The organism is Faunimonas sp. B44, from assembly GCF_052655945.1.
This window is the reverse complement of the sequence record NZ_JBQYEX010000010.1, coordinates 45,522-70,128: the sequence shown is the minus strand read 5'-3', so window position 1 is coordinate 70,128 and position 24,607 is coordinate 45,522. Positions and strand designations below refer to the sequence as shown.

Below are 24,607 nucleotides of genomic sequence, written 5' to 3'. Positions count from 1 at the left end.
GGAACCAGACATGGCAGATCTGTTGCAGGTTCTCATACTCGGGCTGGCGCTTGGCGGCGTCTACGCGCTGATGGCCTCCGGGCTGACGCTCATCTTCGGCGTCATGCGGATCGTCAATCTTGCGCATCCGATCATGATCGTCGTCGGCGCCTATGTGAGCTACTGGCTGTTCAGGCTCTACGGCGTCGACCCGCTCGTCTCCATGCCGCTCGCAGCGATCTTCCTCTTCCTGATCGGCCTCCTCCTCTACAAGCTGGTCTTCGCGCGCGAGGCCGCGAACGCGAAATATTCCGAGATGACGGTGCTGATGACCTTCGCGCTGGCGATGATCGTCGACGGCCTGCTCGGCGCGTTGTTCTCCAACACGCAGCGCGTCACCACGCCGCCCTACGGCACCCAGGCGATCTTCATCGGCGACATCTTCATCCCGACGGCGCAGCTCTATGCGGGCATTGCGAGCTTCGTCATCATCGGCGCCCTCATCGCGTTCCTGCGCTACACCCGCTTCGGCTACGCCATCCGCGCCACCACCCAGAACCGCGCGGCGGCGCAGCTGATGGGCGTCAACGTGGAGTTCGTCTCGCTCGTCACATTCGGCATCGGCCTCGCGCTCGCCGGCGCGGCCGGCTCGCTGGTGAGCTTCATCTTCTCCTTCTTCCCGGCCAAGCACTGGGAATGGATCGCGGTGCTGATGTCGCTCGTCGTGCTCGGCGGCATGGGCAAGCTGATGGGCACCATCGTCGCCGCCCTCGGGCTTTCGGTCATCGCGGCGTTCGTCGGCACCTATTGGGGCTCGACCTGGTCGACGATGACCTTCTTCCTCGCCCTCTTCGTGATGCTGCTCGTCCGGCCGCAGGGGCTCCTCGGCGACAAGATCGAGGAGGCCTGAGATGAGCATGGACATGGACGTCGGGAACGTCCTTGAGGCGCGGGACCGCTACAATCGCGGCCTCGCGCACGAGAAGAGCGCCGACCGGGCCTATTGGCTCCCGATCGTCCTTCTCGTCCTGCTCGCCGCGCTGCCCGCTCTGCAGTTCGTCGGCGGCTACAACTACGTCATCCACCTGGCGCTCTATGCGCTCATGTACGTCGCCATGGCGTCGAGCTGGAACATCCTCGGCGGCTACACCGGCTACGTCTCGCTCGGCCACAACGTGTTCTTCTGCATCGGCGGCTATTTCTCCGGCATGATCCTAGCCTATTTCGGCGTGAGCACGCTGCTGACCGCCCCGCTCGCCGGCATCGTCGCCGCTGTCACCGGCTTCGCGATCGGCCGCGTCACGCTGAAGATGCGCGGGCCGACCTTCATCATCTCGTCCATCGCGCTCCTGATGGTGGCGCGCATCCTGTTCGACAACTGGCACTTCGTCGGCGGCGCGAACGGCGTCACGCTGCCCCAGCTCGGCCTGTCGGCACAGTGGATGAAGATCCCCTATTACTACGCCTTCCTGGTGATCGCGGCGGTGACGGTCTACGCCTCCTACCGCATCAAGCACTCCAAGTTCGGGCTGGGCCTCAGGGCGATCTCGCAGGACGAGGTGAAGGCCGAGAGCGCCGGCATCGACACGCGCCTCTACAAGTCGGCCGCCTTCGCCATCTCCGCCTTCTTCGTCGGCATGGCCGGCGCGGTCTGGGGCGAGTACCTGACCTATCTCCGCCCGAACATCTTCCTGATGATCCTGGTCGCCGCCAACATGGTGCTGATGTGCATCCTCGGCGGCAAGGGCACGGTCGCCGGCCCGATCATCGGGGCCGTGCTCCTCATCCTCTTCAACGAGTTCTTCGTCGCCACGATGGGCGCGAGCGAGCTCAACATCATGGGGACCGGCATCATCATGCTGCTCGTGCTGATGTACTTCCCGAACGGGATCGTCGGCACGCTCAGGCAGAAGAAGCGCCTGCCCCGTTTCCTCGACTGGGACTGACAAAGGGAACGGAATGCCGGAATTCGTCCTCTACGACGCGCCGCAATCGACCTGCAGCCAGCGCGTCCGGTTCGTCCTCAATGCTAAGGGCATGCCCTTCCGGGAGGTGAAGCTCGATCTCTTCGCAGGCGACCAGCTGAAGCCGGACTATCTCGCGATCAACCCGAACGGGGTCGTCCCGGCGCTCGTCCATAACGGCGAGCCGGTCGTCGATTCCGCCGTCATCATCGAGTATCTCGACGAGCTGCGGCCCGAGCCCGAGCCGTTCCGCCCGGCGGGCCTGCTTCCCCTCGCACGCATGCGCTCCCTCATGCGCTTCATCGACGAGGTGCCGACGCCGGCCGTCCGCGTGCCCTCCTACAATCTCGCCTTCCTGCCGCACTTCCAGTCGATGAGCGAGGACGAGTTCCAGGCGCTCGCCGATTCCAAGCCGCTCCGCCGCGAGTTCCTGCTCCGGATGGGTCGGACGGGCTTTCCGCAGGCCGACATGGACGAGGCGCTCGGGCGCCTCGGCCGCGCCGTCGCCCGCATGGACGAGGCGATCCGGGCGAGCGGCGGCCCCTTCCTCATGGGCGGGCAGCTCACGCTCGCCGACATCGCGATCATGCCGGTGATCGTGCGCATGGACGACATAAACCTCGGGCGGTACTGGGACGACCGGCCGGCGGTGGCGCGCTGGTTCGACGCGATCCGCGCCCATCCGGCCTTCGCGCCGACCTATTATTTCGGGTCGCTCCTGACCGAGAAGTACCCGCACCTGGCCGAAGCCAGGCTCGGCAAGGCGAGCTGACGGACGGGCGGACGCGTCCCGCAACGAAAGAAAAGGGGCTGGCCCGCGGGCCAGCCCCTTTCTCGTTCAGGCCGCGAGGGCCGCCGCGCCGGAGCGTGCCCGGCGCGTGCGCTCTCAGCCCTCGACCTCGAGGCCCGTCTTCACCGGCTTGTTCTCGCTCTCGACCTTGATGCCGGAGAGAAGCGCCTGCGTCTCGAGCAGGGCGGCGAAATCCTTCTCCAGATAGGCCGCCGGGTCGTCCTGCAGCGAGGCCGCGCCGAAATGCGCCTGCAGCGCCTCCCGCGTCGCCGCCGTCACCGGCATCGGCGTGTTGTACTCGCGCCCCGCGGCGAGGCCGAGGTCGAGGTCCTTCCTGAGGAGCGCCGGGGTGAAGGTCGTCGTCCAGTCGAGGTTGACGAGCGACGGGCTCTTGTAGCGCGTGAAGGTCGAGCCCATCACCGAGTTGTTGATGAACTCCAGGAAGGCGTGGCGCGGCACGCCGGCCTTCTCGGCGAGCACCGTGATCTCGACGAGGTTCTGCGTCACCACGCCGAGCATGACGTTGTGCGCGATCTTGCAGAAGCGGGCGAGGTCGCCGTCGCCGACATAGGCGACGCCCGCGCCCGCGATCGCCTGCAGGTAGGGCTTCACCACCTCGTAGACGTTCTCCGGGCCCGACACGACGCTCGACAGCTTGCCGGCCTTCACGCACTTGCCGTTGCCGCTCACCGGCGCCACCAGGAACTCCGAGCCGAGCGCGGCGATGCGGTCGCGGAAGACGGCCGATTCCGGGACCGAGATCGACGAGCAGTCGACGAAGATCCGCGGGACCGGGCCCGACGTGCGGCCGTCGATCACGCCGTCCGTGCCGAAATAGACCTGGTCGAGGTCCTTGCCGGTCGAGACCATGGTGAAGAGGATGTCGACATCGGCGAGATCGGCCGGCTTGTCGACGATCTTCGCGCCCTTCTCGGCGAGCGGCTCGGCCTTGGCGCGCGTGCGGTTCCACACCGAGACGTCGTAGCCGGCCTTGATGAGCCGCTCGGCCATCGGGTAGCCCATCCGCCCCATGCCGATCCAGCCGAGCCGGTGCCTGTTCTCCTGCATCTTCTGCCCTCCTGCGGCATGTGCAAACGTTTGCATTCTGATTATCATTCCTGCCGATGCCGTTCAACCCACATATGCGGAATCGGCCATGTTCAGCCGAAGTCTCCCGCCCAGTCCCGCGTCTCGAGGAGCGATTTCACCCGGCCGAGGAACGAGGCCGAATAGGCGCCGTCGAAGGCGCGGTGGTCGAAGCTCTGCGCGAGCACGCCGACCGGGTGGATGGCGATGGAATCGCCGCTCTCCGTCTCGACCACGACCGGCTTCTTGCGGACCGCGTCGGTCGACATGATCGCCACCTGCGGCGGGTTGATGAGCGGCACCGTGAACAGCGTGCCGAAGCTGCCATTGTTGGTGATCGAATAGGTGCCGCCGCTGAGGTCGTCGGGGGACAGCCGCCCGCTCCGCGCCTTCTCCACCTGGCGGTCGATTGCCTTCGCGATGCCGGGCACCGTCAGCTCGTCGGCGTTGCGGATCACCGGCACGACCAGCCCGTCCTGCCCGAGATCCACGGCGATGCCGAGATTGACCTCGCGCGAAAGCACCAGCCCGTCGCCCTCCACGCGCGCGGTGACGCGCGGGTACTCGGCGATCGCCAGGCAGACGGCGCGCGCGATGAACGGCAGGTAGGTCAGCGAGGTGCCATTCCGCTCACGGAACGCCTGCTTCCGCGCCGCGCGCACGCGCTCGACATTGGCGTAGTCGACCTCGACCGCCTGCACCGCCATCGGGATCGTCCGCCAGGATTCCGACAGCCGCTGCGCCGTCTGTCGCCGGATGGCGTTGAACGGCACCACCTCGCCCGGCACGTCGCGCGCCGGCGCACGCGGTGCCGGCGCCTGCCGTGCCTGGGCCGGGGCGGGCTCCGGTTGCGCAGTAGCGTCGCGCCGCGCCGCCGGCGCCGCCGCGCCCTGCTCGACCGCCGCCATCACCTCGTCCTTGCCGATCCGCCACGCGCCGCTTTTGCTGGCGGCGGCGGCGAGCGCGCCGAGGTCGATGCCGTGCTGCGCGATCAGCCGGCGCGCGAGCGGCGTCACCTTGATGCCGTTGCCGGCATCGGCCCTGCCGTAGCCGCGCTCCGGCGTGCGCACCTCGTTGAAGGGATCCGTCATGGCGGGTGCGGCCGTGCCGTTCACGCGGGTCTCGGCTGCCGGCGCCGACGCCATCGCAGCGGCCGCCGCCGGCGCGACCGGCTCGGCCCTGCCCGGCGCGTCGTCCGGCGCGCCCGTGCGCGCCTCCGCCTTCGCCTGTGCGCTGTCCCGGCCGGCGCCGCTGCCGGCATCGCCGATGACGGCCACGACCGTGCCGACGCTGGCCGTCTCGCCGCTCGCCACCCGGATCTCGGAGAGCACGCCCCCCTCGATCGCCTGCACCTCCATGCTGACCTTGTCGGTCTCGATCTCGAACAGGTTGTCGCCCGCCTCGACGACGTCGCCGACGGACTTGAACCACGTGCTGATCGTTCCCTCGGCGACCGTCTCGCCGAGCTGCGGCATCAGGACTTCCATGTCTCTCCCCTGCCTCGGCCCACGCCTACCACTCGACCGAGATGTACTGGGTCTCGAGGAACTCCATGATCCCGTGATGTGCGCCCTCGCGGCCGATGCCGGACTGCTTCATGCCGCCGAACGGCGCCGCCGGGTCGGACACGAGGCCGCGATTGAGGCCGATCATGCCGAAATCGAGCCGCTCGGAGACGGCGAGGCCGCGCTTCAGGTCCTTCGTGAAGACATAGGCGACGAGCCCGTATTCCGTGTCGTTGCAGCGCTTCACCACCTCCTCCTCGCCCGAGAAGCGGGTGAGCGCGGCGACCGGCCCAAAGATCTCCTCGTGGAAGCAGCGCGCGTCCTCCGGCACGTCGACCATCACGGTCGGCGGATAGAAGAAGCCGGTGCCTTCGACGGCCTGGCCTCCCGTCAGCACCTTTGCGCCGCGCGACACCGCGTCTTCGACCAGCTCGACCACCTTGTCGCGCGTTTCCGCGTTGACCAGGCTGCCGACCTCGACGCCTTCCTCGAGGCCGTTGCCGACCCGCATCGCGCCCATCTTGGCGGCGAGCTTCTCGGCGAAGGCATCGTAGACCTTCTCGTGCACGTAGAAGCGGTTCGCGGCCGTGCAGGCCTCGCCGAGATTGCGCATTTTGGCGAGGATCGCGCCGTCGACCGCCTGGTCGAGATCGGCGTCCTCGAAGACAACGAGCGGCGCATTGCCGCCGAGCTCCATCGCCGGGTTCAGCACGCAGTCGGCCGCCGAACGCAGCAGCGTCCGCCCGACTTCCGTCGAGCCGGTGAAGGAGACGACGCGCACGCGCGGATCGTGCAGCAGCGAATCCACCAGCCTGCCCGTGTGCCGCGACGGCAGCACGCTGATAACCCCCTTGGGAACGCCGGCCTGCTCCATGATCGGCATCAGCGCCAGCATGGTGAGCGGCGTCGCGGAAGCCGGCTTCAGGATGACGGGGCAGCCGGCGGCGAGCGCCGGGCCGATCTTCCGGGTCGCCATCGCCGCCGGGTAGTTCCACGGCGTCACCAGCACGGCGATGCCGGCCGGCTTGTGGCCGACAAGGATGCGGGCGCCGGTCGAGGGGCCCCGGTAGAACTCGCCGACGGCGCGCACCGCCTCCTCCGCGCTCCAGCGGAAGAACTCGGCCGCATAGGCGATTTCGGCGCGGGAATCCGGCAGCGCCTTGCCGTTCTCCATGGTGACGAGGCGGGCGAGCTCCTCCTTCTGCGCGATGATGAGCTCGAACGCCTTGCGCAGCACCTCGCCGCGCTCGCGCGGCTTCAGCGCGGCCCAGCCGGCGAAGGCCTGCTCGGCCGCGTCGAGCGCCGCCTTGCCGTCCTCGATCGTCGCACTCGCCACCGTCGCGATGATCTCGCCGGTCGCAGGGTTGTCGACGTCGAAGGCGCCGCCGTCGGAGGCGTCGCGCCATTCGCCGCCAAGGAAGAGCTGCGTCGGCACGTTGGGTATGGATGCGTGCTTCATGGCATTGGCCTCAGTTCATGGACCGGCTGATCTTCTCGACGATCCTGTCGGGCGTCGGAAGCACGATGTCCTCGAGGTTGTCGGCCGCCGGCAGCGGGATGTGCGGCGTGGTGATGCGGACGATCGGGCCGTCGAGGTCGTAGAAGGCCTCGTCGGCGGCGATCGAGGCAATCTCGGCGCCCCAGCCGCAGAGCCGCGGGTTCTCCTCGACCGTGAAGAGCCGGCCGGTCTTGGCGACCGATCCGAGGATGGTCTGCGTGTCGAGCGGCACGAGCGAGCGGACGTCGATCACCTCGGCGTCGATGCCGTGCTCCGCCTTCAGGCGCTCGGCCGCCTGCATCGCCCGCGGCACCATCAGCGCCAGCGCGAGGATGGTGGCGTCCTTGCCCGGGCGCAGCACCTTCGCCTTGCCGAGCTGGTCGACGATCTCGCCGTCCGGCACCTCGCCCTTCGTGGCGTAGAGCGACTTGTGCTCGAACATGATGACCGGGTCCTCGTCGCGGACCGCCGCCGCCATCAGGCCGACCACGTCGGCGGGCGAGGACGGCGCGACCACCTTCAGCCCCGGGATCATCATCGCCCAGTTCTCGACCGACTGCGAATGCTGCGCGCCGAAGCGCGAGCCCGCGCCGTTCCCGGTGCGCACGACGAGAGGGCAGCCGAGCTGGCCGTTCGTCATGTAGCGGCTCTTCGGGAACTCGTTGGCGATGTAGTCGAAGCAGACCGCCAGGAAGTCGGAGAACATGATCTCGGCGATCGGGCGGAGGCCGGTCATCGCCGCGCCCATCGCCGCGCCGAGGATCGCCTGCTCCGAGATCGGCGTATCGCGGACGCGCTTCGGCCCGAACCTGTCGTAGAGCCCGACCGTCGCCTTGAACACGCCGCCCGCTTTGGCGACGTCCTCGCCGAGGAACACGACGCGCTCGTCGCGTTCCATCTCCTGTGCGATGCCGCGCGCGACGGCGTCGCGATAGGTCAGTTCCGCCATGCCCAGCCCCCATCCGCATAGACGTCGGTCGTGAGGATCTCGACCGGCGGCGGCGGGGCCGCCTTGCAGGCCTCGGTCGCCGCGTCGACTTGCTTCTTCGATTCCTGCTCGATCGCCTTCACCGCCGCCTCGTCCACGCCGAACTCGGCCAGCCGCTGGCGGTAGACCTTGATCGGGTCGCGCTCGAGCCAGCGCTCCAGTTCGCCCTCGGGGCGGTATTTCGCCGGATCGGCGCGGGAATGGCCGGAATGGCGGTAGGTCAGGCACTCGATGAGCGAGGGCCCGTCGCCCGCGCGCGCCTTGGCGTAGGCCTTCTGCGCCTCGCGGTAGACCGCGTCGGCATCGTTGCCGTCGATGACGATCCGCTCCAGGCCGTAGGCCGAGGCGCGGTCGGCCGCAGGATGCTCGACCGGGATCACGTCGGCGATCGGCGTGTATTCCATGTAGAGGTTGTTCTCGCACACGAACACGACCGGCAGCTTCCACACCGCCGCGAAGTTCAGCGCCTCGTGGAAGGCGCCGATATTCGTCGTGCCGTCGCCGAAGAAGCAGACCGAGACGTCGCTCTGGCCGAGATACTGCGCGCGCCACGCCGCGCCGCAGGCGATCGGCAGGTGCGCGCCGATGATGGCGTAGGAGCCCATCACCCCGTGCTCGGCAGAGGTGAGGTGCATCGAGCCGCCCTTGCCGCGCATCAGGCCGTTGTCGCGCTGCATGAGCTCGCCCAGCACCTTCTCCATCGGCACGCCGCGCGCCAGCGTGTGCGCGTGGCCGCGATACGTGCAGAAGGACAGGTCGCCCGGCTGCATGGCCACCGCCATGCCGGCCGCGACCGCCTCCTGGCCGAGCGAGAGATGGCTCGTGCCCTTCACCAGGTTCTGCAGGAAGAGGTCGTAGGCGCGCTTCTCGAAGTCGCGGATCTCGACCTGCCTGCGGTAAAGCTCGAGCCTGGTGTCCAGGCCGATATCGTCGTTCGCGCCCTTCGGCGTAATGGCATCCACTGACGATTCCTCCTCGCAGCCCCGGCGCCGGGCTTGCCCCGGCGCCGCGGGCGGCCCGTCAATAAGCGTTGGCGATCGGCAGGTCCTCGGCCGGGAACAGGCTGATGACCGTGCAGCCGGTGTCGGTGACGACCACCTCCTCCTCGATGCGGGCGGCCGAATAGCCGTCCTTCGCCGGGCAATAGGTCTCCAGCGCGAAGACCATGCCGGTCTTGATCTCCATCGGGTTCTCCAGCGAGACCAGCCGCGAGATGATCGGCCGCTCGTGGAGCGCGAGGCCGAGCCCGTGGCCGAACTGCAGCCCGAAGGCGGCGAGCTCGCTCGGGAAGCCGAACTCCTCCGCCGACGGCCATACCGACGCCACGCGGTCGGTCGAGACGCCCGGCTTGATCAGCTCGATGGCGCGGTCCAGCCATTCGCGCGCCTTCCGGTAGGCGTCGCGCTGGTCGGGGGTGGCGCGGCCGACGTTGAAGGTGCGGTAGTAGCAGGTCCGGTAGCCCTGGTAGGACTGCAGGATGTCGAAGAAGGCCTGGTCGCCCGGGCGGATGTAGCGGTCGGTGAAGTTGTGCGGATGCGGGCTGCAGCGCTCGCCGGAGATCGCGTTGATCGCCTCGACGTCGTCGGAGCCCATCTCGTAGAGCATCTTGTTGGCGAGCGCGACGATGTCGCTCTCGCGCCGGCCCGGCTTAAGCTCCTCCCAGATCATGTGGTAGACGCCGTCCACCATCGTCGCGGCCTGGTTGAGCAGGATGATCTCGTCGATGTTCTTGATCTCGCGCGCGTCGAGCATGACCTGCTGGCCGTCGACGACGTTCATGCCGGCCTTCTGCAGCTCGAAGAACATTGCCGTCTCCGCGACGTCGACGCCGACCGGAAGGTCCGCCACGCCCGCCTCGCGCAGGAGCGACATGATCTCCGCCGCATGGTTGCGCATGAGCCCGACCGAGGGCGGCACGGTGCCGCGCATGCCGAGCATGCCGGCGCGGCAATTGTCCGGCAGCAGCCAGTCGCAGTTGAGCTTGTGATGGATGGCGGCCGAGCCGAAATCCCACACGATCGGCTCGTCGTCGCCGGCCAGCAGCGCGAAGCGGCAGAACTTGTCGCGCTCCCACTCGCCGATCTTGGTGCCGGTGACGTAGCGGATGTTGTTGACGTCGAAGAGGAGCAGCGCGCCGCACTTGGAGTTCTTCAGCGCCTGCTTCGCGCGCGCCAGCCGGTAGTTGCGCAGCCGGTCGTGGTCGACGCGGCGCTCGAAGTCGACGTTCGTGTGCCCCGGCGCCGGGATGTGCCGGTCCCACCGCCAGTTCGGCTCGAGCGCGAAGGCCGTCGGATCGCCGTCGACGATTCGGGGCCGGAATACCTTCTGATCCATCTCTTCCTCCTGCCGCGGCCGGGCCCGGTTGCGGGCGGGCGAGCGCACGGGGTGCAATCGTTTGCAGATAAATCACCGCCGGCGCGCCGAGTCAACCGATGCGAGGCCGGTGGGCGTGCACGTGTTCGCCGGCGATTGCGCCGGTTCCGAAGGCATCTATAGTCTCTCCGACATGGAATCGCACCGGCCCGAATGAGGAAACGCGTCACGCTGAAGGATGTGGCGCAGGCCGTCGGCGTCCACGTCTCGACGGTGTCGCGCGCGCTCGACCCGAAGACGCGCCATCTCATCACGCCCGAGATCGCCGAGCGCATCCTCAAGACCAGCGAGCGTCTCGACTATCGGCCGAACGCCGCCGCCTATTCGCTCAAGACCAACCGCACGCGCACGATCGGCGTCATCGTCCCGGACATCACCAACCCGATCTTCCCGCCGATCATCCGCGGCGTCGAGGATGCGCTGGCCGAGCAGGGCTATTTCGCCTTCCTCGCCAACACCGACGGCAAGGCCGGGCGCGAGGCGGCCATCGCCGACACGCTGCTGTGGCGCGGCGTCGACGGGCTCGTCCTGGCGAGCGTCGAGCGTGAGGACCAGCTCGTCTCGCGCCTCAGCGCCGAAGGCACGCCGATGGTGACGGTTAACCGGCGCGTGGAGCGCCCCGACATCGCCTCCGTCGTCCATGACGATCGCGACGGCATCCGCCTGGTGCTCAGGCACCTCGCCGATCTCGGTCACAGGCGGATCGCCAACATCGCCGGGCCGCAGACGATCTCCACCGGCCGCGAGCGCTACGAGGCGTTCCAGGACCTGCGGAACGAGATGGGCCTCGACCCGGATCCGAGGCTCGTCATCTTTGCCGAAGGTTTCAACGAGGCGGAGGGCGAGCGTGCCGGAACCGAGCTCCTCGAGCGCGGCGTGCCCTTTACCGCAATCGTTTGCTCGAACGACCGCATCGCCATCGGTGCGATCGCGACCCTGCGCGCCCGCGGCCTCGCCTGCCCCGAGGATGTCTCCGTCACCGGCTACAACGACATGCCGATGATCGACCGGCTCTTTCCGCCGCTCACCACCGTCCGGATCGAGCAGTACCAGGCCGGCGCCAAGGCGGCCGAGCTCCTGGTCGAGCTCATCGAGGAGGACCCGGCGGCGCGCCAGCCGAAGCACGTCGTGCTCCCCGTCGAGCTCGTGGTCCGCGGCTCGACCGCGCCGCCCAGGGCGGCAGTCTAGCGGCCGGCGCCGCCGCCCGCCGCGGCCCGCGCGTCGAGCGCCGCCGAGATCGCGATCCTCACGCCTTCGATCACGGTTCCGAGCGCCATGGACGGCGTCTCCGAGAGCCGCCCGGCACCGGGCTGCCCCGTCCGCGCCTGCTCCGCCATCATCGCCGCCACTTCCGCCGCACTGTGCGGCAGATGCAGGAAGCCGCACGAAGCGGGCGGCTCCTGCTCTGCCGACAGCATCAGCGCGTGATACATCAGCGCGTTGCAGAGGAAGGTCCCGGCGCCGTTCGACAGCACGGCCGGGATGCCGGCGGCAAGGAGCCGCGCGCGGATCGCCCGGATCGGCAGCGTCGCCTCGACCGCGAGCGCGCCGTCCGTTCTGACGCGCGCATCCGTTCGCGCGCCGGCATTGTCGGCGATCTCGAAATCCGCGATGTTGACCGCGATCCGCTCGATCCGGATCACGGCCGCTCCCGGCCAGAGGCCGAGGCCGATCGCGATCGCCGGGCGATGCTCCGAGAAGATGCGCGCCAGCCCGTCCTCCAGGCCGTCGCGGCGGACGGGGACGACGCGCCCGACCACCGGCACGCCGTCGACCGTTCCGCCGTCCATCTCGCGCGCGACCGCCTCGGCCGGATTGCTGCTCCGCCCGCCATAGGGCTCGAAGCCGAGGACGAGCGCCGGGGCGGCACTCATTTCCCGGCCGCCTCGCTTGGGTCGGCGAAGGTCGCCACGACCGGCGCGTGGTAGGATTCGGCGCTGTCCTTCACGCCCGACTGCGCGAAGAGCTCGTCGCCGAGCGCCTCGTTGTGGACTTCCATTCCGCGATAGAGCGCCATCAGCGGCCGCGAGGCCAGCAGATGGTCCAGCATCATGCGCCGGCCGCCGTGGAGGACCGAATAGCGGCTCGATTCCGGCAGGCTGCGCTCGAGCGGGATCAGGCTGCGCTCCGCGAGCGCGCCATTGCCGGTGTCCTCGACGTCGCCGAGGAGAATGCGGGTCGGGACCTCCCGCGTCTCCGCGTTGAAGTCGCCCGCGACGATCACCAGCGCCCCGGCATCGCCGTCGAGGATGCGCTCGACCGCGAGCCTCGCCTCGAGCGCCTGGCCCGAGCGCTTCACCGATGCGATGAAATAGCCCTCCGCCCATCCGCCGATGCTCGCCCAGGCAAACGGCCCGGTCTTCTCGCCCGGGACCGGCGCCGCAAGGGGCGCCCGGAAGTGCAGGTTCAGCACGTGGAGGCGACGCCCGTCCGGCAGTTCGATCGCGACGAGAAGGAGCGGCCGGTCGAAGCAGATCCGGTGGTCCTGCCCCGCATCCGCGCCGGAAAGGAACCGGTGGGCGACCGGCGGCACGAGATCGTGGAGGATCTGCCGGCTCTCCGCGATCGGCCAGCGGCTGAGGACGACGAGATTGTGCCTGTCGAGGAGGTCGGTCGTCCCGGGCCGCGTCGTCGAGGCGCGCCGGTAGTTCGCGTAGGCGGTGCCGTCCACGAGCTCGTCGAGGAGCAGGGGGCGCCTGGTGCCGTCGGGGCCGCGCGGCGCGTTCACCTCCTGCATGCAGACGATGTCGGCGTCGAGCCGCAGGAGCTGCGGGCGCAGCACGGCGATGCGGCGGCGGTCGGACTCCGCCGCGCCGCCACTCTCCCCGAGGCTCTCCATGTTGAACGTCGCGATCCGCACCCGATCCGCGGCCCCTGCCCTCGTCCCGACCTTCTTCGCAGGAAGCGTGCTGCGGGCCAAGCCGCCGCAGACCGGGATTCCGGCCGCCTCGTCGCCTCAGACGCGCTTGACCGCGATCTTCTTCGTCGCCTGCCGCGCCTGCTCCGTCTTCGGGATGGAGAGCGTCAGGACGCCGTTCTTGAACGTCGCCTCGATGCTGTCGGCGTCCACACCCTCCGGCACCCGGAACGAGCGGCGGAACGAGCCGTAGCGGCGTTCGGAGAGGTGGAAGTCCTCCTTCTCCTCCTTCGTCTCCTGGCGCTTCTCGGCCTTGATCGTGATCATGCCGTTTGCGAAGCCGATATCGAGATCCTTCTCATCGCAGCCCGGCAGCTCGACCGCGATGCAATAGGCGCTGTCCCCTTCCGAGAGGTCGACGGCGCCCCAGTTGCCACCCACCCATTCGAGTACCGGCCTGGCGAGATCGCTCTCCCAGAGCGAACGGCCGAACACCGGCAAGGACGTCTGGAAGTCGTCGAACAGCCTGTCCATCTGCCGCCTGAGAAGGGTGAACGGCTCGGCCGGCGCCGGCTGCGGCGCGCTCGTCTGGCCAGGCGCCGGAGCGGCGCCGCCGGCGCCGGGCTGCGCCGCGGCCGGAGCCGTTTCGGGTTGCGCAGGTGCACTCGGTTGTTCGCTCATCGTCGTTCTCCCGTGCTAGAGATGCCCGTCCGCCGAACGGCGCCCCGGACGGAACGGATTCTCTCCGGGCGCACCGCCGCAGCCTTGATGTCGATCAAACCAGCCAGATCCGCGCGATGCAGAACGGACGCATGAAGCAGCTCGGGAGCGCGTCCGGCCGCCGGCGTCGGGCACGCGATTCAGATGTGTCGAACGGGCCTCCGGTCAAGCCGAAGGTCGGAATCGTGCTCGGGTCGGGCGTGGCGCGCGGCTGGGCGCATATCGGCGTGCTCGAGGGTCTCGGCCGGCTCGGCGTGGCGCCGGACATCGTCTGCGGCTGTTCGAGCGGGGCGCTGGTCGGCGCCTCCTACGCCGCCGGCCGGCTCGACATGCTGAACGAGCTCGCCCGCGCCATGACCTTCAGCCGGACCCTCGGCTTCCTCGACGTCCGCTTCTCGCGCGGCGGCCTCATTGAGGGGCGCTGGATCGTCGACTTCTTCCGCAAGCACATCGGCGACATTCTCATTGAGGACGCCCGCTGCACCTTCGGCGCGGTGGCGACCGAGCTCGGCTCCGGCCGCGAGACCTGGCTGACCTCCGGCTCCATCATCGACGCCGTGCGGGCTTCGCTCGCCCTTCCCGGCCTCCTCACGCCGGTGCCGCTCAAGGGCCAGTGGCTCGTCGACGGCGCGCTGGTCAACCCGCTGCCGGTCTCCCTCTGCCGCGCCCTCGGCGCCGAAGTCATCATTGCGGTCAATCTGAGCGGCGACCTCGTCACGCGCTCCGGCATCGTGTCGCGGCGCAAGCCGCGCACGCGGATCGTCTCGCCGTCGCCGTCGTCCTGGATGGGACGGCTGCGACGCGCCCAGGAAACCGAGGGCGCGGACGACCCCGCCGCCGTTCCGACCTATCTGGAGGTCATCGCCGGCTCGTTCCTGGTGATGGAGAACTTCGTGTCGCGCGTGCGCCTCGCCGCCGATCCGGTCGACGTGCTGGTCACGCCCGAGGCGCGCCATATCGGCGTCATGGACTTCCACCGGGCGCAGGAGGCGATCGCGGCCGGCCAGGAGGCGGTCGAGGCGGCGCGGGACCAGATCCTCGCCGCCTGCCGCGTGCCGCCAGAGGCGGCTCCGGGCGGCGGCGAGCCGCCCGGCGCGTCGTCGGGCGAAGCGGAGCCTCAGCCCCGGTAGACCGGCTCCGGCCGCGTGAAGAACGCGTGCAGGATCTGGTAGACGAGCAGGAAGTTCTTCTGCGTGAAGGAGGCGTGCGCGATGCCCGGCATGACGGCGAACTCCTTGTCCGCGTTCGGCAGCCTGTCGAAGAACTTCAGGAGGTCGTCCATGCCGGCGATGCCGTCGTACTCGCCGCGCATTAGGACGGTAGCGGCGCTGATCTTCTCCGGGTCGACCACCGGCAGGTTGGCGCACATGTCGATATAGGTGCCGTTCGGCATGGAATCGTCGAGCGCGAGCACCTGCTCGATGAACGGATCGATGAAACGGTCCTCGGCCGTCCCCGGATGGTCGCGGTTGAAGATCGAGAGCAGGAAGGCCCGGTCGAGCGGACGCCGCGTCGAGCCGCGCCACTGGTCGAGCTTCTGGCGGCGCTGCTCGAGCGTCGGGCTGCCCTCGCCGGTCCACACCATCGCGTCGAGCGCGAGACGCGAGACGCGGTCGGGATTGCGCTGCGCGAAGAGCGCTGCCCGCAGCGCGCCGGAGGAGATGCCGTAGACCATGAACGGCCCGGCCTTGCCCTGCGCCATGATGTAGTCGGTCGCTGCCTTGGCGTCGTCGGCGCCGTCGGAGATGACGGCGAGCATGTCGTCGCCCTTGTAGGATCGGCCGTAGCCGCGGCAGTCGAAGCACCAGGTATCGAAGCCGCGGCTCGCGAACCAGTCCATCACCGAGGCTTCCGGCATGCCTTCGACCTGCAGGTCGAAGGTCGGCTGCGACGCCATCGACGAGCCGTGGATGAAGAGGACGGTCCCGCGGCTCGCCCCGTTCACCGCCGGCTTCTCCCAGAGGAAGAGCTTCTGGCCGTTCGATTCGGTCCAGTGCTCGGTGCCCTTCGTCTTCGTCGCAGCGCGGATGTCGTCCTGCATCGTGCTTCCCTTGCCCTTGCTTGAATGAGGTCGCGGCGCCGCATCGGCGGCGCCGCGTCTGAGAGATGGTCCGTCCGTCAGATGCCGAGGCGCTTCATCTGGCCGCCCGGATAGCGCGTCCCGTGGACACGCTCGGGCAGGAAATCGCCGTCGAGGCGTTCGACCGCAGCCGCCGGCAACTCGATCTCCGTCGCCTCGATGTTCACGTCGATCCACTTGCGCCGCGAGGCGCCCGGAATCGGCACGATGTCGTCGCCCTTGGCGAGCAGCCATGCGATCGCGACCTGCGCCGGCGTATGCCCGGTCTCTTCCGCAACCGCTTTCAGCGTCTTCAGCAAGTCGAGGTTCTGGTCGAGATTCTCGTCCTTGAAGCGCGGCATGTCGCGGCGCCGGTCCTTCGGCTCCAGCGAATCCGGCCCTTCGATCCGCCCGGTCAGGAAGCCGCGGCCGAGCGGCGCGTAGGCGTTGAAGCCGATGCCGAGCTCGCGGCAGGTCGGCAGGATCTCGTCCTCGACCTCGCGTGTCCAGAGCGAGTACTCGGTCTGCAGCGCGGCGACGGGATGGACGGCATGGGCGCGGCGGATCGTCTGCGCGCCCGCCTCCGACAGTCCGATCTGCCCGATCTTGCCGGCCTCGACCAGGCGCGACATCGCCCCGACCGTCTCCTCGATCGGCACGTCCGGATCGATCCGGTGCACGAAATAGAGGTCGATGTGGTCCGTCCCGAGCCGCTTCAGGCTCGCGTCGCACGCCTGCGGCACGTAGTCCGGCCGGCCGTTCACGCCGGTGCTGCCGTCGGGATTGCGCAGGTTGCCGAACTTGGTGGCGAGCACGACCTTGTCCCGCCGCCCCTTCAGCGCTTCCCCCAGCATCGTCTCGTTGGAACCGTTCCCGTAGGCGTCGGAGGTGTCGATGAGGGTGATGCCCTGGTCGATCGCGTAGCGAATGGTCTCCTTCGATTCGGTCTCGTCGCGCTCGCCGTAGAGGCCCGTCATGCCCATGCAGCCGAGGCCGATCGCCGAGACGTCCACCTGGCCCAGTCGCCGCTTCCTCATGCCCTCTCCCCCTGAACGCTGCCTTGCCCCGGAACGCCCCTCTTGCGGCCGGTCGAACTCTTACGGCCGGTCGAACTCCAGCACGTGGAAGCCGCGGTCGCGGTCGAGCAGGTAGATCCTGCCCTCCTCGTCGACGTCGACGTCGTTCGATTGCGGCGCCCCGTCCGCCTTGTGCGGCTCGGGGATGAAGTAGCCGACCTCTTCCGGCTCTTCCGGGTTCTTCACGTCGACGATGCGCAGCCCGCCGGCGAACCAGGTCGCATAGACGAGCGTGCTGTCGAGCTTCTCGCGGTACTGGTGCGCGCCGAACCGCCCCCCGCGCCCGCTGAAGGGCGAATCGAGCTCGCTCACCGTAAAGGTCGAGACCGCCTTGATTGCGGAGAGGTCGGTCACGTCGAGGATCCACATGAAGCCGCGCAGCCGGCCGCGCACGTGGACGTGCTCCTCGTCGATCGCCGCCGCGTAGCGTCGCCCGCCGATCATGTTCTCGAACGGCATCACCGTGTGCGTCGGCTCCGGGATCGCCGGATGGTAGTCGTACTCGCCGACCGTCCGAAGGTCGCGAATGTCGGAGGCGTCGATGACGCGGATGCCGGCGTGCCAGACCGAGGCCCAGAGCTCGTCGCCGCAGCGCATGGCGTGGTGCAGCCGGTTGGAATAGCCCCGCCAGGTCGGCGTCTCGCCGCCGGCGACGTGCTGGCCCGGCATCCACCAGCGCGAGACTTCCTGCGGCCGCGCCGGGTCGGCCATGTCGTAGACGATGAGGATGTTGCCGACATAGCCCTCCATCTCGGTCGAGATGTAGGCGTAGCGCTCGTCGGCGTGGAAGCGGTGCACGCCGAAGCCGTGGGTGCGCACGTGGCAGAGCTCGCGCGGCTTCGTCCGGTCGGAGATGTCCCAGACCTTGAATCCCCCGTCGCGATAGCTCTCTCCGAGCACACGGCGCAAATAGGGGATGTCGACGACGTCGACGCCGATCGCCGTGGCGAGCTCGCCGTCGCTCGGCGCCCGCCCCAGCGCGGCCGCGAGCTTCGCCTCGGCCGCGGGGATGTTGCCGCCCTTGCGCTTCAGGTGCCGGTTGTTCTCCTCGACGTTCGTGATCATCACGTCGCCGACAACGCGCACCTTGTGCGTGTGGGAATCCTCGTTCGGCAGCGTGATCTGGCTGATGATGCGCGGGTTCTTCGGATCCCGGACGTCGATGATGCTGGTGCCGTAGGGCGGCTTCATGTGGCCGACATAGGCGTAGCCGTCCCGGACCACGACCTGGCCGCCGCCGGGAATGTCGAGATGGCCGATCTGGCGCGTGCGGTGCGCGAGCGGGCTCTGTGCGTGAACGGTCATCCTAGTTCCCCATCTGCGCAAGTCGCTCGTCCTCGGCCTGGGCCTTCCGCTCGCGCCGCCACTTGAAGACGTACGGCAGCACGAGCGTCAGCACGAGCATGATCCAGAGGATGTTTCCGATGGTGGACGAGAACATGACCATCGGGTCGTTGCCCGAGATGCGCATGGCGAGCAGGAACGACTTCTCGATCAGCGGCCCGAGGATCACCCCGATCAGGATCGCCGCGACGTGGTAGCCGGTCTTGCGGGCGACGTAACCGAGCACACCGAACGCGATCGCGATGCCGATGTCGAACAGGAAGCCGCGCGGCACGAAGGCGCCGACCAGCGTGAACGCGCTGATGAGCGGCGCGAGGTAGAGCGTCGAGATGACCGTGATTCGCGACATGTACTTCACCATCGGGAAGATGGTGAAGAGCATCAGCACGTAGGACGCGGCCATGGAGACGATGACGCCGTAGGCGAGTTGCGGCTGCTCCACGAAGAGGCGGGGCCCGAACGGCACGCCGTGGAACTGCAGCACGATCATCATGACGGCCGCCGTGCTGCCGCCGGGCACGCCGATGGCGAGCAGCGGCACGAGCGTGCCCGTCGTCACACCGTTGTTGGCAGATTCCGGCGCCGCGACGCCTTCCGGGATGCCGGTGCCGAACTTCTCCGGGTGCTTGGAGAAGAACTGCGTCTGCTGGTAGGCGACGAAGGCGGCGATGCTCGCGCCGGCGCCGGGCAGCACGCCGATGACCAGGCCGAGAATGGCGGTCCAGGTGATGTTCCACCAGTGCCGGAAGGCGCCGAAGATCTCGCTGAAGGTCTCGCTCCACGTGACCTTGCCGACCTTGGCGTCGCCGCTCTGGACGATCGACTTCTCCTCCAGCATCACCAGCGCCTCGGAGACGGCGAAGAGGCCGATCAGCGCCGGGACAAGCGGAATGCCGTCGAAGAGCTCGAGGACGCCGAACGTGCCGCGCGGCGTGGCGTAGATATGGTCCGCGCCCATGGCGCCGAGCAGCAGCCCGAGCACGCCGGCGATCAGCCCCTTCAGCATGTCCTTGGCGGCGATCGAGGCGATCAGCGCGAGGCCGAACAGCATGATCACGACCATCTCGACGCTGTGGACGTAATAGCCGACCTGCGACAGCGCCGGCAGCGCGAAGAGCGTGACGATCGCGCTGATGAGGCCGCCGAGCACCGAGGCGACGAAGGAGACGGCGAGCGCCCGGACGGCCAGGCCCTTCTTGGTCATCTGGTAGCCGTCGAGCGTGGTCGCCGCGGCGCCGCCCGTGCCCGGGATGTTGACCAGGATCGCCGGCAGGCCGCCGCCGAGATGCGAGGCGCAATAGAGCGCGACCATGAAGGTCAGCGCCACCTCGACGTCGAAGGCGAGCGTCAGCGGCAGCAGGATGATGATCGTGTTGTGCGCCGCGAAGCCCGGGATCGCGCCGGCGATGATGCCGACGATGATCGCCGGGATGATGACGTACCAGAGGCTGAACGAATGCGCGAACAGCCCGACGACGGTGTCGAAATCGAATCCCATCAGAACACCGACCGCATGAACTGCTCGAACGGCCCCACCGGGAACCGGGTGCCGAGGAGGACGATGAAGAAGAGCCACCCGATGAGGGCGGCGGCTGCGGCGATCGCGAGCGCCCGCCAGATCGGCCGGATGCCGAGCACGATGAAGGAGAGCGACAGGAACGCGAAGGTCGTGAGCGTGAACCCGGCCGATCCGATCAGGTAGGCCGAGACCAGGAGCAGCAGGAAGAAGATGCCGCGCGCGGCGCGCGTCTCCTTCGGCCCGAGGAAGTTGCCGAGGCCGAGGCTGTAGCGCCCGGCGCCGAGGCCCACCGCCACCCGCACGAGATAAAGGAAGACCAGCAGGAGCAGCATCCCGGCGAGGATCATGCCGCTCGTCTGCGCTTCACGCGGGAAGTCGCGCACCGACCAGACGTAGTAGATCGCGTAGGCGGCGCCGGCGAGCGGGATGATCAGATCGGCCCCGACCGCCTTCTTCTTCACAGAATCGGACATTGTGTTCCGCGGATTGTCGAGAAACGGAAAGGCGGCCGCCCGGAGGGGCGGCCGCCTTGTGGGATTACTTGCCGGTGAGCAGCTCGCGGTACTTCAGCGCGAGCTCGCGCGTCGCCTCGGCGGTGCCCATCGCCTTCTCCTGGTCGCCCGGATCGACGAATTCCTTGGGCAGGCCGGCCTTCTCGACGGCGGCGACGTATTCCGGATCGGCGAGCACCTGCGCGCAGGTCTCCTGCAGCTTCTGCACCCGGTCCGGGTACTGCTCGATCGCGGCGGCATGGACGGCGAAGCCGCGCGAGCTGGTGAGCTCCGGCAGGTCCGTGCCGAAAACCGAGTTGACCGTCGGGGCGTTGCCGCTCTGGTCCGGGGCCGGGTTCTTGTTGGCGAACACGCCGAGGATCTTGACCTCGGATGCAAGCGTGATCGGGTTCGCGAAGGGCAGCGCGCAGCAATCGACCTCGCCGGTGATGGCGGCCATGGCCGACGGGTTGCCGCCGCCGAACGGCACCAGGTTGAACTTCGCGCCGGTCGCTTCGCCGAGCGCCAGCATGCCGATGGAGGCCGGATGCGGCAGGCGGCTCACCGAGCAGGTGATCGGCCGCTTCTTGCCTTCCTCGACGAGCTCCTCGAGGCTGTTGAAGCGCGAGCGCGCGCCGACGAAGACGGACATCGGCTCCGAGCTCGTCTGGTTGATGTAGACGAGGTCCTTGCCGATCTCGATCGGCACGTTCTGCAGCGTCAACATGATCACTTCGGGACCCATGTTGGCGAACAGCAGGTTGTAGGCGTTCGGATCGCGCTTCATGAAGAATTCGTAGCCGACCTGGCCGGCCGCGCCGGGGTAGTAGCCGAACTCGAAATCGGCGCCGAGGTACTTCTTCCAGAACTGCGTGATGAGCCGGACGTCGCGGTCGGCGCCGCCGCCTTCGGCGGTCGGGATGGTGATGTTGATGTTCTGGCTCGGGAAATCCTGCGCGAAGGCGGCGCGGCCCGAGAGCGACAGCGCGGCGGCGCCGGCGGCCGAGCTGGCGAGGAACCGACGACGAGAAAGCATGAAACGGCTGGACATGAGCGTCTCCCCTGACCGGCGGCGACGTGCCGCCTCGCTTATTGGTTGACCAATGGGTGACCAAGCTATAACTTGGCTCGGCAACCGTCAACCAATTCCGAACCGGTTAGGCAAGAGGTTTTCCGGCCCGGATGGCGCTTTTCTCGGACACAATCCCCGCCGACGCGGATCGGGCCGAGCTCGTGCTCGGCCATCTGCGCAGGATGATCGCTGCCGGTGACCTTGTCCCGGGCGAAAGGCTGCCGCCGGAGCGGACGCTCGCCGCCGAGCTCCAGGTCAACCGGGCCACCCTTCGCAAGGCGCTCGGCCGGCTCGAGCAGGAAGGCCTGATCAGCCGCCATGTCGGGCGCGGCACGTTCGTCGGGACGGCGCCCGCGGAACCGCTCGGCTCAACCTCCACGCGCAGCCCGATCGACCTCATGGACGCGCGGCTCACGCTCGAACCCGCCATCGCAGCGGAGGCCGCGCTGCGCCACCACAAGGCGCATCTCGACCAGATGCGGCTCTGCCTCGACCGCGGCCGCGCCGTCGAGGACTTCGAGAGCTTCGAGGCCTGGGACAACGCGTTCCATCGCTCGATCGCGGAGGCGACGCAGAATCCAATCCTGCTGATGGTCATGGACATGGTCCGCGAGATGCGGAACCAGCCGCAATGGGAGCGGCTGAAGCTCCGGACCTCGTCGCCGGAGCGGCGCGACCGGTATCGCCGCGATCACGAGGCCATCCTGAAGGCGATCGCCGACCGCGATCCGCAATCGGCGGCCGGCGCGATGTTCGACCACCTCCAGTCGGTGCGGGCGACCCTTCTCGCCGCTTCGCTGCGCAAGGAGGCGGCGCCGGCCGAGCCCGCCGGCGCGGAGCGCCAGCTCCGCTCCGTCGGCGCGTCAGGCTAGCACCAGCTCCCGCACGCCCTGAACGAGGTAGACGAAGCCGATCGCCATCACGATCCGCTGCGTCCAGCTGCGGAACTGCACGTCGTTCATGCGGTCGAGCACGATCCGGCTGAGGCTCGTGCCGACGACGGCGAGCACCATCGCCGTCGCCATTACGGGCCAGCCCACCTCCGTCCCGCCGATGGCGAGCATGCCGCCGAAATAGGCGAGCTTGGCGAGGTGGCTCACCGATTGGCACGCCGCCTTGGTGGCGACCACCGTCCGGCGGTCGAGCTCCGTGCGCACGAAGAACACGTCGAAGGCCGGGCCGGAGACGCCGGAGAGCAGCTGGAACCCCGTCGAGATTAGGCCGCTCAGGACCGCGCCGAACGGCAGGTCCGCCCGCGGCGCGTAGCGGATCGGCAGCGCCATGGAGACGAACGGCATCAGCCCCATGATGATGTAGACCATCGCGGTGTTGGGGACGAGGCGGATGAAGGCGAAGACGGCGAAGATGACGAGGCTTCCGGTCACGTAGAGCGCCAGGATCCGCACCGACACGTAGCGGTACCAGAGCGCGGCGCGCCAGACGTTCGCGACCAGTTGCGTCGCGCCGTGCATCATCATCGCCGCCGGGACCGGCAGGATGAGGAGCAGCAGGCCCATCAGGATCATGCCCCCGGCCATGCCGAACACGCCGGACATGAAGGAGGTGACGACGACGGTGATGGCGAGGGCGACGAGGATCGGGGTGCTCAGCATGGCGGGCGCTTAATGGCACGGCGCTGCCGGTTTGTCTCTGCTGCGAACGCGCCGCGCGAACGAAAATCCCGGTTCCGCCCGGCCAGGGACGTCCGAATCGGGCACTGCCTGAATGCGGGCCGCGCGGCTGTCGCAGGTCGCGGCTTCAGCCGGTCAGAATGGCTTTCAGCGCCTCCCTTTCCTCGATGACGAAGTCGAAGAAGGCCGCGACCCGGGGCGTGCGTCGGAGGTCGGGATGCGCCAGGAGACGCCAGCTCCGCGCCAGTTCCGGGATCGGACCGAGCACCCGCACGAGGTCCGGCTCCGAATCGCCGAGCGCAGTCGGCAGCGGCCCGACGCCGAGGCCCGACTTCACCGAAGAGACCAGCCCCAGCACGCTGTTGTTGCGCGCCGCGATCGTCGCCCCCGGCGCGATGTCCCGCAGCCATTTCAGGCTCCTGTGGCCGCTCAGCGTTTCGTCGAAGGCGACGAGCGGATGGGCGCCCAGGTCCTCGATGCGCTCGGGCCGGCCGTGCTGCTCGACATAGGAGCGGCTGGCATAGACGGCCCAGAACGAGTCCGCGATCTTGCGCCCGACAAGCTCGTCGTCGGTGTCGCCCGAGCGGAAGGCGACGTCGGCCTCTCCCCGGCAGAGATCCAGGTAGCGGTCGCTCGTGACGAACTCGACGCGGAGCCCAGGATAGCGGGCGTGGAAGCGGTCGATCAGGCCGGTCATGCGGTAGACGATCGGTTCCGGGCAGGTGACGCGAATGGTCCCGGTGAGCTCGTTCGCCGTATCGGCGATGCGCCGCTCGAATTCCAGCACGGCGGCCTCCACGCGCTCGGCGTGGACCACGAGTTCCGCGCCGAGATCCGTCAGCCGGTAGCCCTCCGGGCGCCGCACCACGAGCTTGCGGCCTGTTCGGCGTTCGAGCTCGGCGATCCTGCGATGCACCGTCGACTGGCTGAGGCCGAGCGCCTTGCCGGCCGCGATCGTGCTGCCGTGACGGTGAACGGCCAGGAAGTGCCGCAGGTCGTCCCAGTCGAACATCGCCGCATTATGCAGTTCTGCGGCCCCGGGCGGCAACCATGCGGCTCCCGCGGCGGGCCGGCCGGGCCTACCGTGAGCCCGTTCGGATCGGCAGCCGATCCGCAGTGGCCGGGCGGACTGAAGCACTTGCCCGGAGTGCGAAGAAGGAGGCTTCCATGCGCAACGCTTTCGGCATCTTTTGCCTGCTCGTGAGCGGGATGGCCGCCGCGAATGCCCTCGCCCAGCAGGAGGGAATCGCCAAGCCGGATCTCCTCCTCGACCAGAAGGTCGACGGCCTGCCGCGCGATGCGGTCCAGTCCGTCCGGGTCATGACGGCTTCGTTCCGGCCCGGCGACAGGACCGTCCCGCACACGCACCGCTTCCCGGTCACCGTCTATGTCCTGGAGGGTGCGTTCACCCTCGAGATGAAGGGCCACGCGCCCGTGACGCTCCGCGCCGGCGAGGCGATGGTCGAGCCGCCGCACGTCGAGATGACGGGCTTCAACCGGACGGACGGGGAAACGAAGGTGGTGATCTTCTACGTCAGCGCCCCGGACACGCCGTTCCTCGACCTGCTCCACTGATCGGATGCCACGCCGCGGGAGCCTGCAACCGGCGGTGATTCCGGCCTGCGGGTGCGGGGCGGCGCGCTCGCTCCGCACCC

24 protein-coding genes are annotated in these 24,607 nt (G+C 68.7%); 7 read left to right on the top strand and 17 right to left on the bottom strand.

The genetic code is table 11. The annotated features are described in order from the left end of the window. The first annotated feature begins 10 nt into the window (after positions 1-10). Genes ACUN0C_RS15850 through ACUN0C_RS15840 form a run of 3 tightly spaced genes read left to right on the top strand, consistent with a single transcriptional unit; the run spans position 11 to position 2,715 of the window. Positions 11-889 (top strand): branched-chain amino acid ABC transporter permease, encoded by an 879-nt coding sequence (locus tag ACUN0C_RS15850; RefSeq protein WP_445467367.1) that lies wholly within the window; start codon positions 11-13, stop codon positions 887-889. A 1-nt stretch (position 890) separates the two neighbouring features. Further along, the gene (locus tag ACUN0C_RS15845) at positions 891-1,925 is read left to right on the top strand and encodes a branched-chain amino acid ABC transporter permease (protein ID WP_445467366.1); all 1,035 of its coding nucleotides are present in this window, start codon (positions 891-893) and stop codon (positions 1,923-1,925) included. Positions 1,926-1,938: 13 nt separating this feature from the next. Then, positions 1,939-2,715 carry a glutathione S-transferase family protein gene (locus ACUN0C_RS15840; RefSeq protein ID WP_445467365.1) on the top strand — a complete coding sequence of 259 codons (777 nt, stop codon included), beginning with the start codon at positions 1,939-1,941 and terminating at the stop codon, positions 2,713-2,715. A 114-nt stretch (positions 2,716-2,829) separates the two neighbouring features. On the opposite strand, the gene ACUN0C_RS15835 is transcribed toward ACUN0C_RS15840, so the two are convergent. The 6 genes from ACUN0C_RS15835 to ACUN0C_RS15810 all read right to left on the bottom strand — a co-directional run bounded on the left by ACUN0C_RS15835 (position 2,830) and on the right by ACUN0C_RS15810 (position 10,144). Then, positions 2,830-3,801 carry an NAD(P)-dependent oxidoreductase gene (locus tag ACUN0C_RS15835; RefSeq protein WP_445467364.1) on the bottom strand — a complete coding sequence of 324 codons (972 nt, stop codon included), beginning with the start codon at positions 3,799-3,801 and terminating at the stop codon, positions 2,830-2,832. Positions 3,802-3,893: 92 nt separating this feature from the next. Beyond that, positions 3,894-5,306, bottom strand: a complete 1,413-nt coding sequence (locus tag ACUN0C_RS15830; RefSeq protein WP_445467363.1) for a dihydrolipoamide acetyltransferase family protein — start codon at positions 5,304-5,306, stop codon at positions 3,894-3,896. 25 nt (positions 5,307-5,331) lie between these two features. Continuing rightward, positions 5,332-6,783 (bottom strand): NAD-dependent succinate-semialdehyde dehydrogenase, encoded by a 1,452-nt coding sequence (locus ACUN0C_RS15825; RefSeq protein WP_445467362.1) that lies wholly within the window; start codon positions 6,781-6,783, stop codon positions 5,332-5,334. A gap of 10 nt (positions 6,784-6,793) precedes the next feature. Next, on the bottom strand, positions 6,794-7,771 hold the full coding sequence (locus ACUN0C_RS15820) for an alpha-ketoacid dehydrogenase subunit beta (RefSeq protein WP_445467361.1): 978 nt from the start codon (positions 7,769-7,771) through the stop codon (positions 6,794-6,796). Further along, positions 7,759-8,772 carry a thiamine pyrophosphate-dependent dehydrogenase E1 component subunit alpha gene (locus tag ACUN0C_RS15815; RefSeq protein WP_445467360.1) on the bottom strand — a complete coding sequence of 338 codons (1,014 nt, stop codon included), beginning with the start codon at positions 8,770-8,772 and terminating at the stop codon, positions 7,759-7,761. The genes ACUN0C_RS15820 and ACUN0C_RS15815 overlap by 13 nt, the downstream gene beginning before the upstream one ends. A gap of 58 nt (positions 8,773-8,830) precedes the next feature. Further along, the gene (locus ACUN0C_RS15810; protein WP_445467359.1) at positions 8,831-10,144 is read right to left on the bottom strand and encodes a M24 family metallopeptidase; all 1,314 of its coding nucleotides are present in this window, start codon (positions 10,142-10,144) and stop codon (positions 8,831-8,833) included. Positions 10,145-10,336: 192 nt separating this feature from the next. Between ACUN0C_RS15810 and ACUN0C_RS15805 the strand changes: the two genes are divergently transcribed. Further along, complete coding sequence (locus ACUN0C_RS15805; protein ID WP_445467358.1) at positions 10,337-11,371, top strand: LacI family DNA-binding transcriptional regulator; 1,035 nt, start codon at positions 10,337-10,339, stop codon at positions 11,369-11,371. Here the strand turns inward: ACUN0C_RS15805 and ACUN0C_RS15800 are convergent. Genes ACUN0C_RS15800 through ACUN0C_RS15790 form a run of 3 tightly spaced genes read right to left on the bottom strand, consistent with a single transcriptional unit; the run spans position 11,368 to position 13,721 of the window. After that, on the bottom strand, positions 11,368-12,057 hold the full coding sequence (locus ACUN0C_RS15800) for a pyroglutamyl-peptidase I family protein (RefSeq protein ID WP_445467357.1): 690 nt from the start codon (positions 12,055-12,057) through the stop codon (positions 11,368-11,370). The two genes, ACUN0C_RS15805 and ACUN0C_RS15800, sit on opposite strands and share 4 nt — an antisense overlap. Further along, the gene (locus ACUN0C_RS15795) at positions 12,054-13,103 is read right to left on the bottom strand and encodes an endonuclease/exonuclease/phosphatase family protein (protein WP_445467356.1); all 1,050 of its coding nucleotides are present in this window, start codon (positions 13,101-13,103) and stop codon (positions 12,054-12,056) included. The genes ACUN0C_RS15800 and ACUN0C_RS15795 overlap by 4 nt, the downstream gene beginning before the upstream one ends. 36 nt (positions 13,104-13,139) lie before the next feature. Then, positions 13,140-13,721 carry an Hsp20/alpha crystallin family protein gene (locus ACUN0C_RS15790; RefSeq protein ID WP_445467355.1) on the bottom strand — a complete coding sequence of 194 codons (582 nt, stop codon included), beginning with the start codon at positions 13,719-13,721 and terminating at the stop codon, positions 13,140-13,142. 185 nt (positions 13,722-13,906) lie between these two features. Here ACUN0C_RS15790 and rssA point away from each other — a divergent pair, with 185 nt between their 5' ends. Beyond that, complete coding sequence (gene rssA / locus ACUN0C_RS15785; RefSeq protein WP_445467354.1) at positions 13,907-14,890, top strand: patatin-like phospholipase RssA; 984 nt, start codon at positions 13,907-13,909, stop codon at positions 14,888-14,890. On the opposite strand, the gene ACUN0C_RS15780 is transcribed toward rssA, so the two are convergent. The 6 genes from ACUN0C_RS15780 to ACUN0C_RS15755 all read right to left on the bottom strand — a co-directional run bounded on the left by ACUN0C_RS15780 (position 14,878) and on the right by ACUN0C_RS15755 (position 21,300). Further along, positions 14,878-15,801: an alpha/beta hydrolase gene (locus ACUN0C_RS15780; protein ID WP_445467353.1), complete on the bottom strand. Its 924-nt coding sequence runs from the start codon at positions 15,799-15,801 to the stop codon at positions 14,878-14,880. The genes rssA and ACUN0C_RS15780 overlap by 13 nt on opposite strands. A 77-nt stretch (positions 15,802-15,878) precedes the next feature. Next, complete coding sequence (locus tag ACUN0C_RS15775) at positions 15,879-16,856, bottom strand: aldo/keto reductase (RefSeq protein ID WP_445467352.1); 978 nt, start codon at positions 16,854-16,856, stop codon at positions 15,879-15,881. 60 nt (positions 16,857-16,916) lie between these two features. Beyond that, complete coding sequence (locus ACUN0C_RS15770; protein WP_445467351.1) at positions 16,917-18,200, bottom strand: LVIVD repeat-containing protein; 1,284 nt, start codon at positions 18,198-18,200, stop codon at positions 16,917-16,919. Position 18,201: 1 nt separating this feature from the next. Further along, on the bottom strand, positions 18,202-19,737 hold the full coding sequence (locus ACUN0C_RS15765) for a tripartite tricarboxylate transporter permease (RefSeq protein ID WP_445467350.1): 1,536 nt from the start codon (positions 19,735-19,737) through the stop codon (positions 18,202-18,204). Beyond that, entirely contained in the window at positions 19,737-20,231 is a 495-nt protein-coding gene (locus ACUN0C_RS15760; protein WP_445467349.1) for a hypothetical protein, read from the bottom strand. The genes ACUN0C_RS15765 and ACUN0C_RS15760 overlap by 1 nt, the downstream gene beginning before the upstream one ends. Before the next feature lie 64 nt (positions 20,232-20,295). Next, a complete protein-coding gene (locus tag ACUN0C_RS15755) occupies positions 20,296-21,300 on the bottom strand; it encodes a Bug family tripartite tricarboxylate transporter substrate binding protein (protein WP_445467348.1) in 1,005 nt (334 codons plus the stop codon). A gap of 131 nt (positions 21,301-21,431) precedes the next feature. Here ACUN0C_RS15755 and ACUN0C_RS15750 point away from each other — a divergent pair, with 131 nt between their 5' ends. Then, a complete protein-coding gene (locus tag ACUN0C_RS15750; RefSeq protein ID WP_445467347.1) occupies positions 21,432-22,193 on the top strand; it encodes a FadR/GntR family transcriptional regulator in 762 nt (253 codons plus the stop codon). On the opposite strand, the gene ACUN0C_RS15745 is transcribed toward ACUN0C_RS15750, so the two are convergent. Together ACUN0C_RS15745 and ACUN0C_RS15740 are read right to left on the bottom strand one after the other, a co-directional pair. Beyond that, entirely contained in the window at positions 22,185-22,934 is a 750-nt protein-coding gene (locus ACUN0C_RS15745) for a TSUP family transporter (protein ID WP_445467346.1), read from the bottom strand. The two genes, ACUN0C_RS15750 and ACUN0C_RS15745, sit on opposite strands and share 9 nt — an antisense overlap. 145 nt (positions 22,935-23,079) lie before the next feature. Then, positions 23,080-23,964, bottom strand: coding sequence for a LysR family transcriptional regulator (locus tag ACUN0C_RS15740; RefSeq protein WP_445467345.1), 885 nt, complete (start codon positions 23,962-23,964; stop codon positions 23,080-23,082). Between the two features lie 155 nt (positions 23,965-24,119). Here ACUN0C_RS15740 and ACUN0C_RS15735 point away from each other — a divergent pair, with 155 nt between their 5' ends. After that, positions 24,120-24,527: a cupin domain-containing protein gene (locus ACUN0C_RS15735; RefSeq protein WP_445467344.1), complete on the top strand. Its 408-nt coding sequence runs from the start codon at positions 24,120-24,122 to the stop codon at positions 24,525-24,527. Positions 24,528-24,607 lie beyond the last annotated feature (80 nt).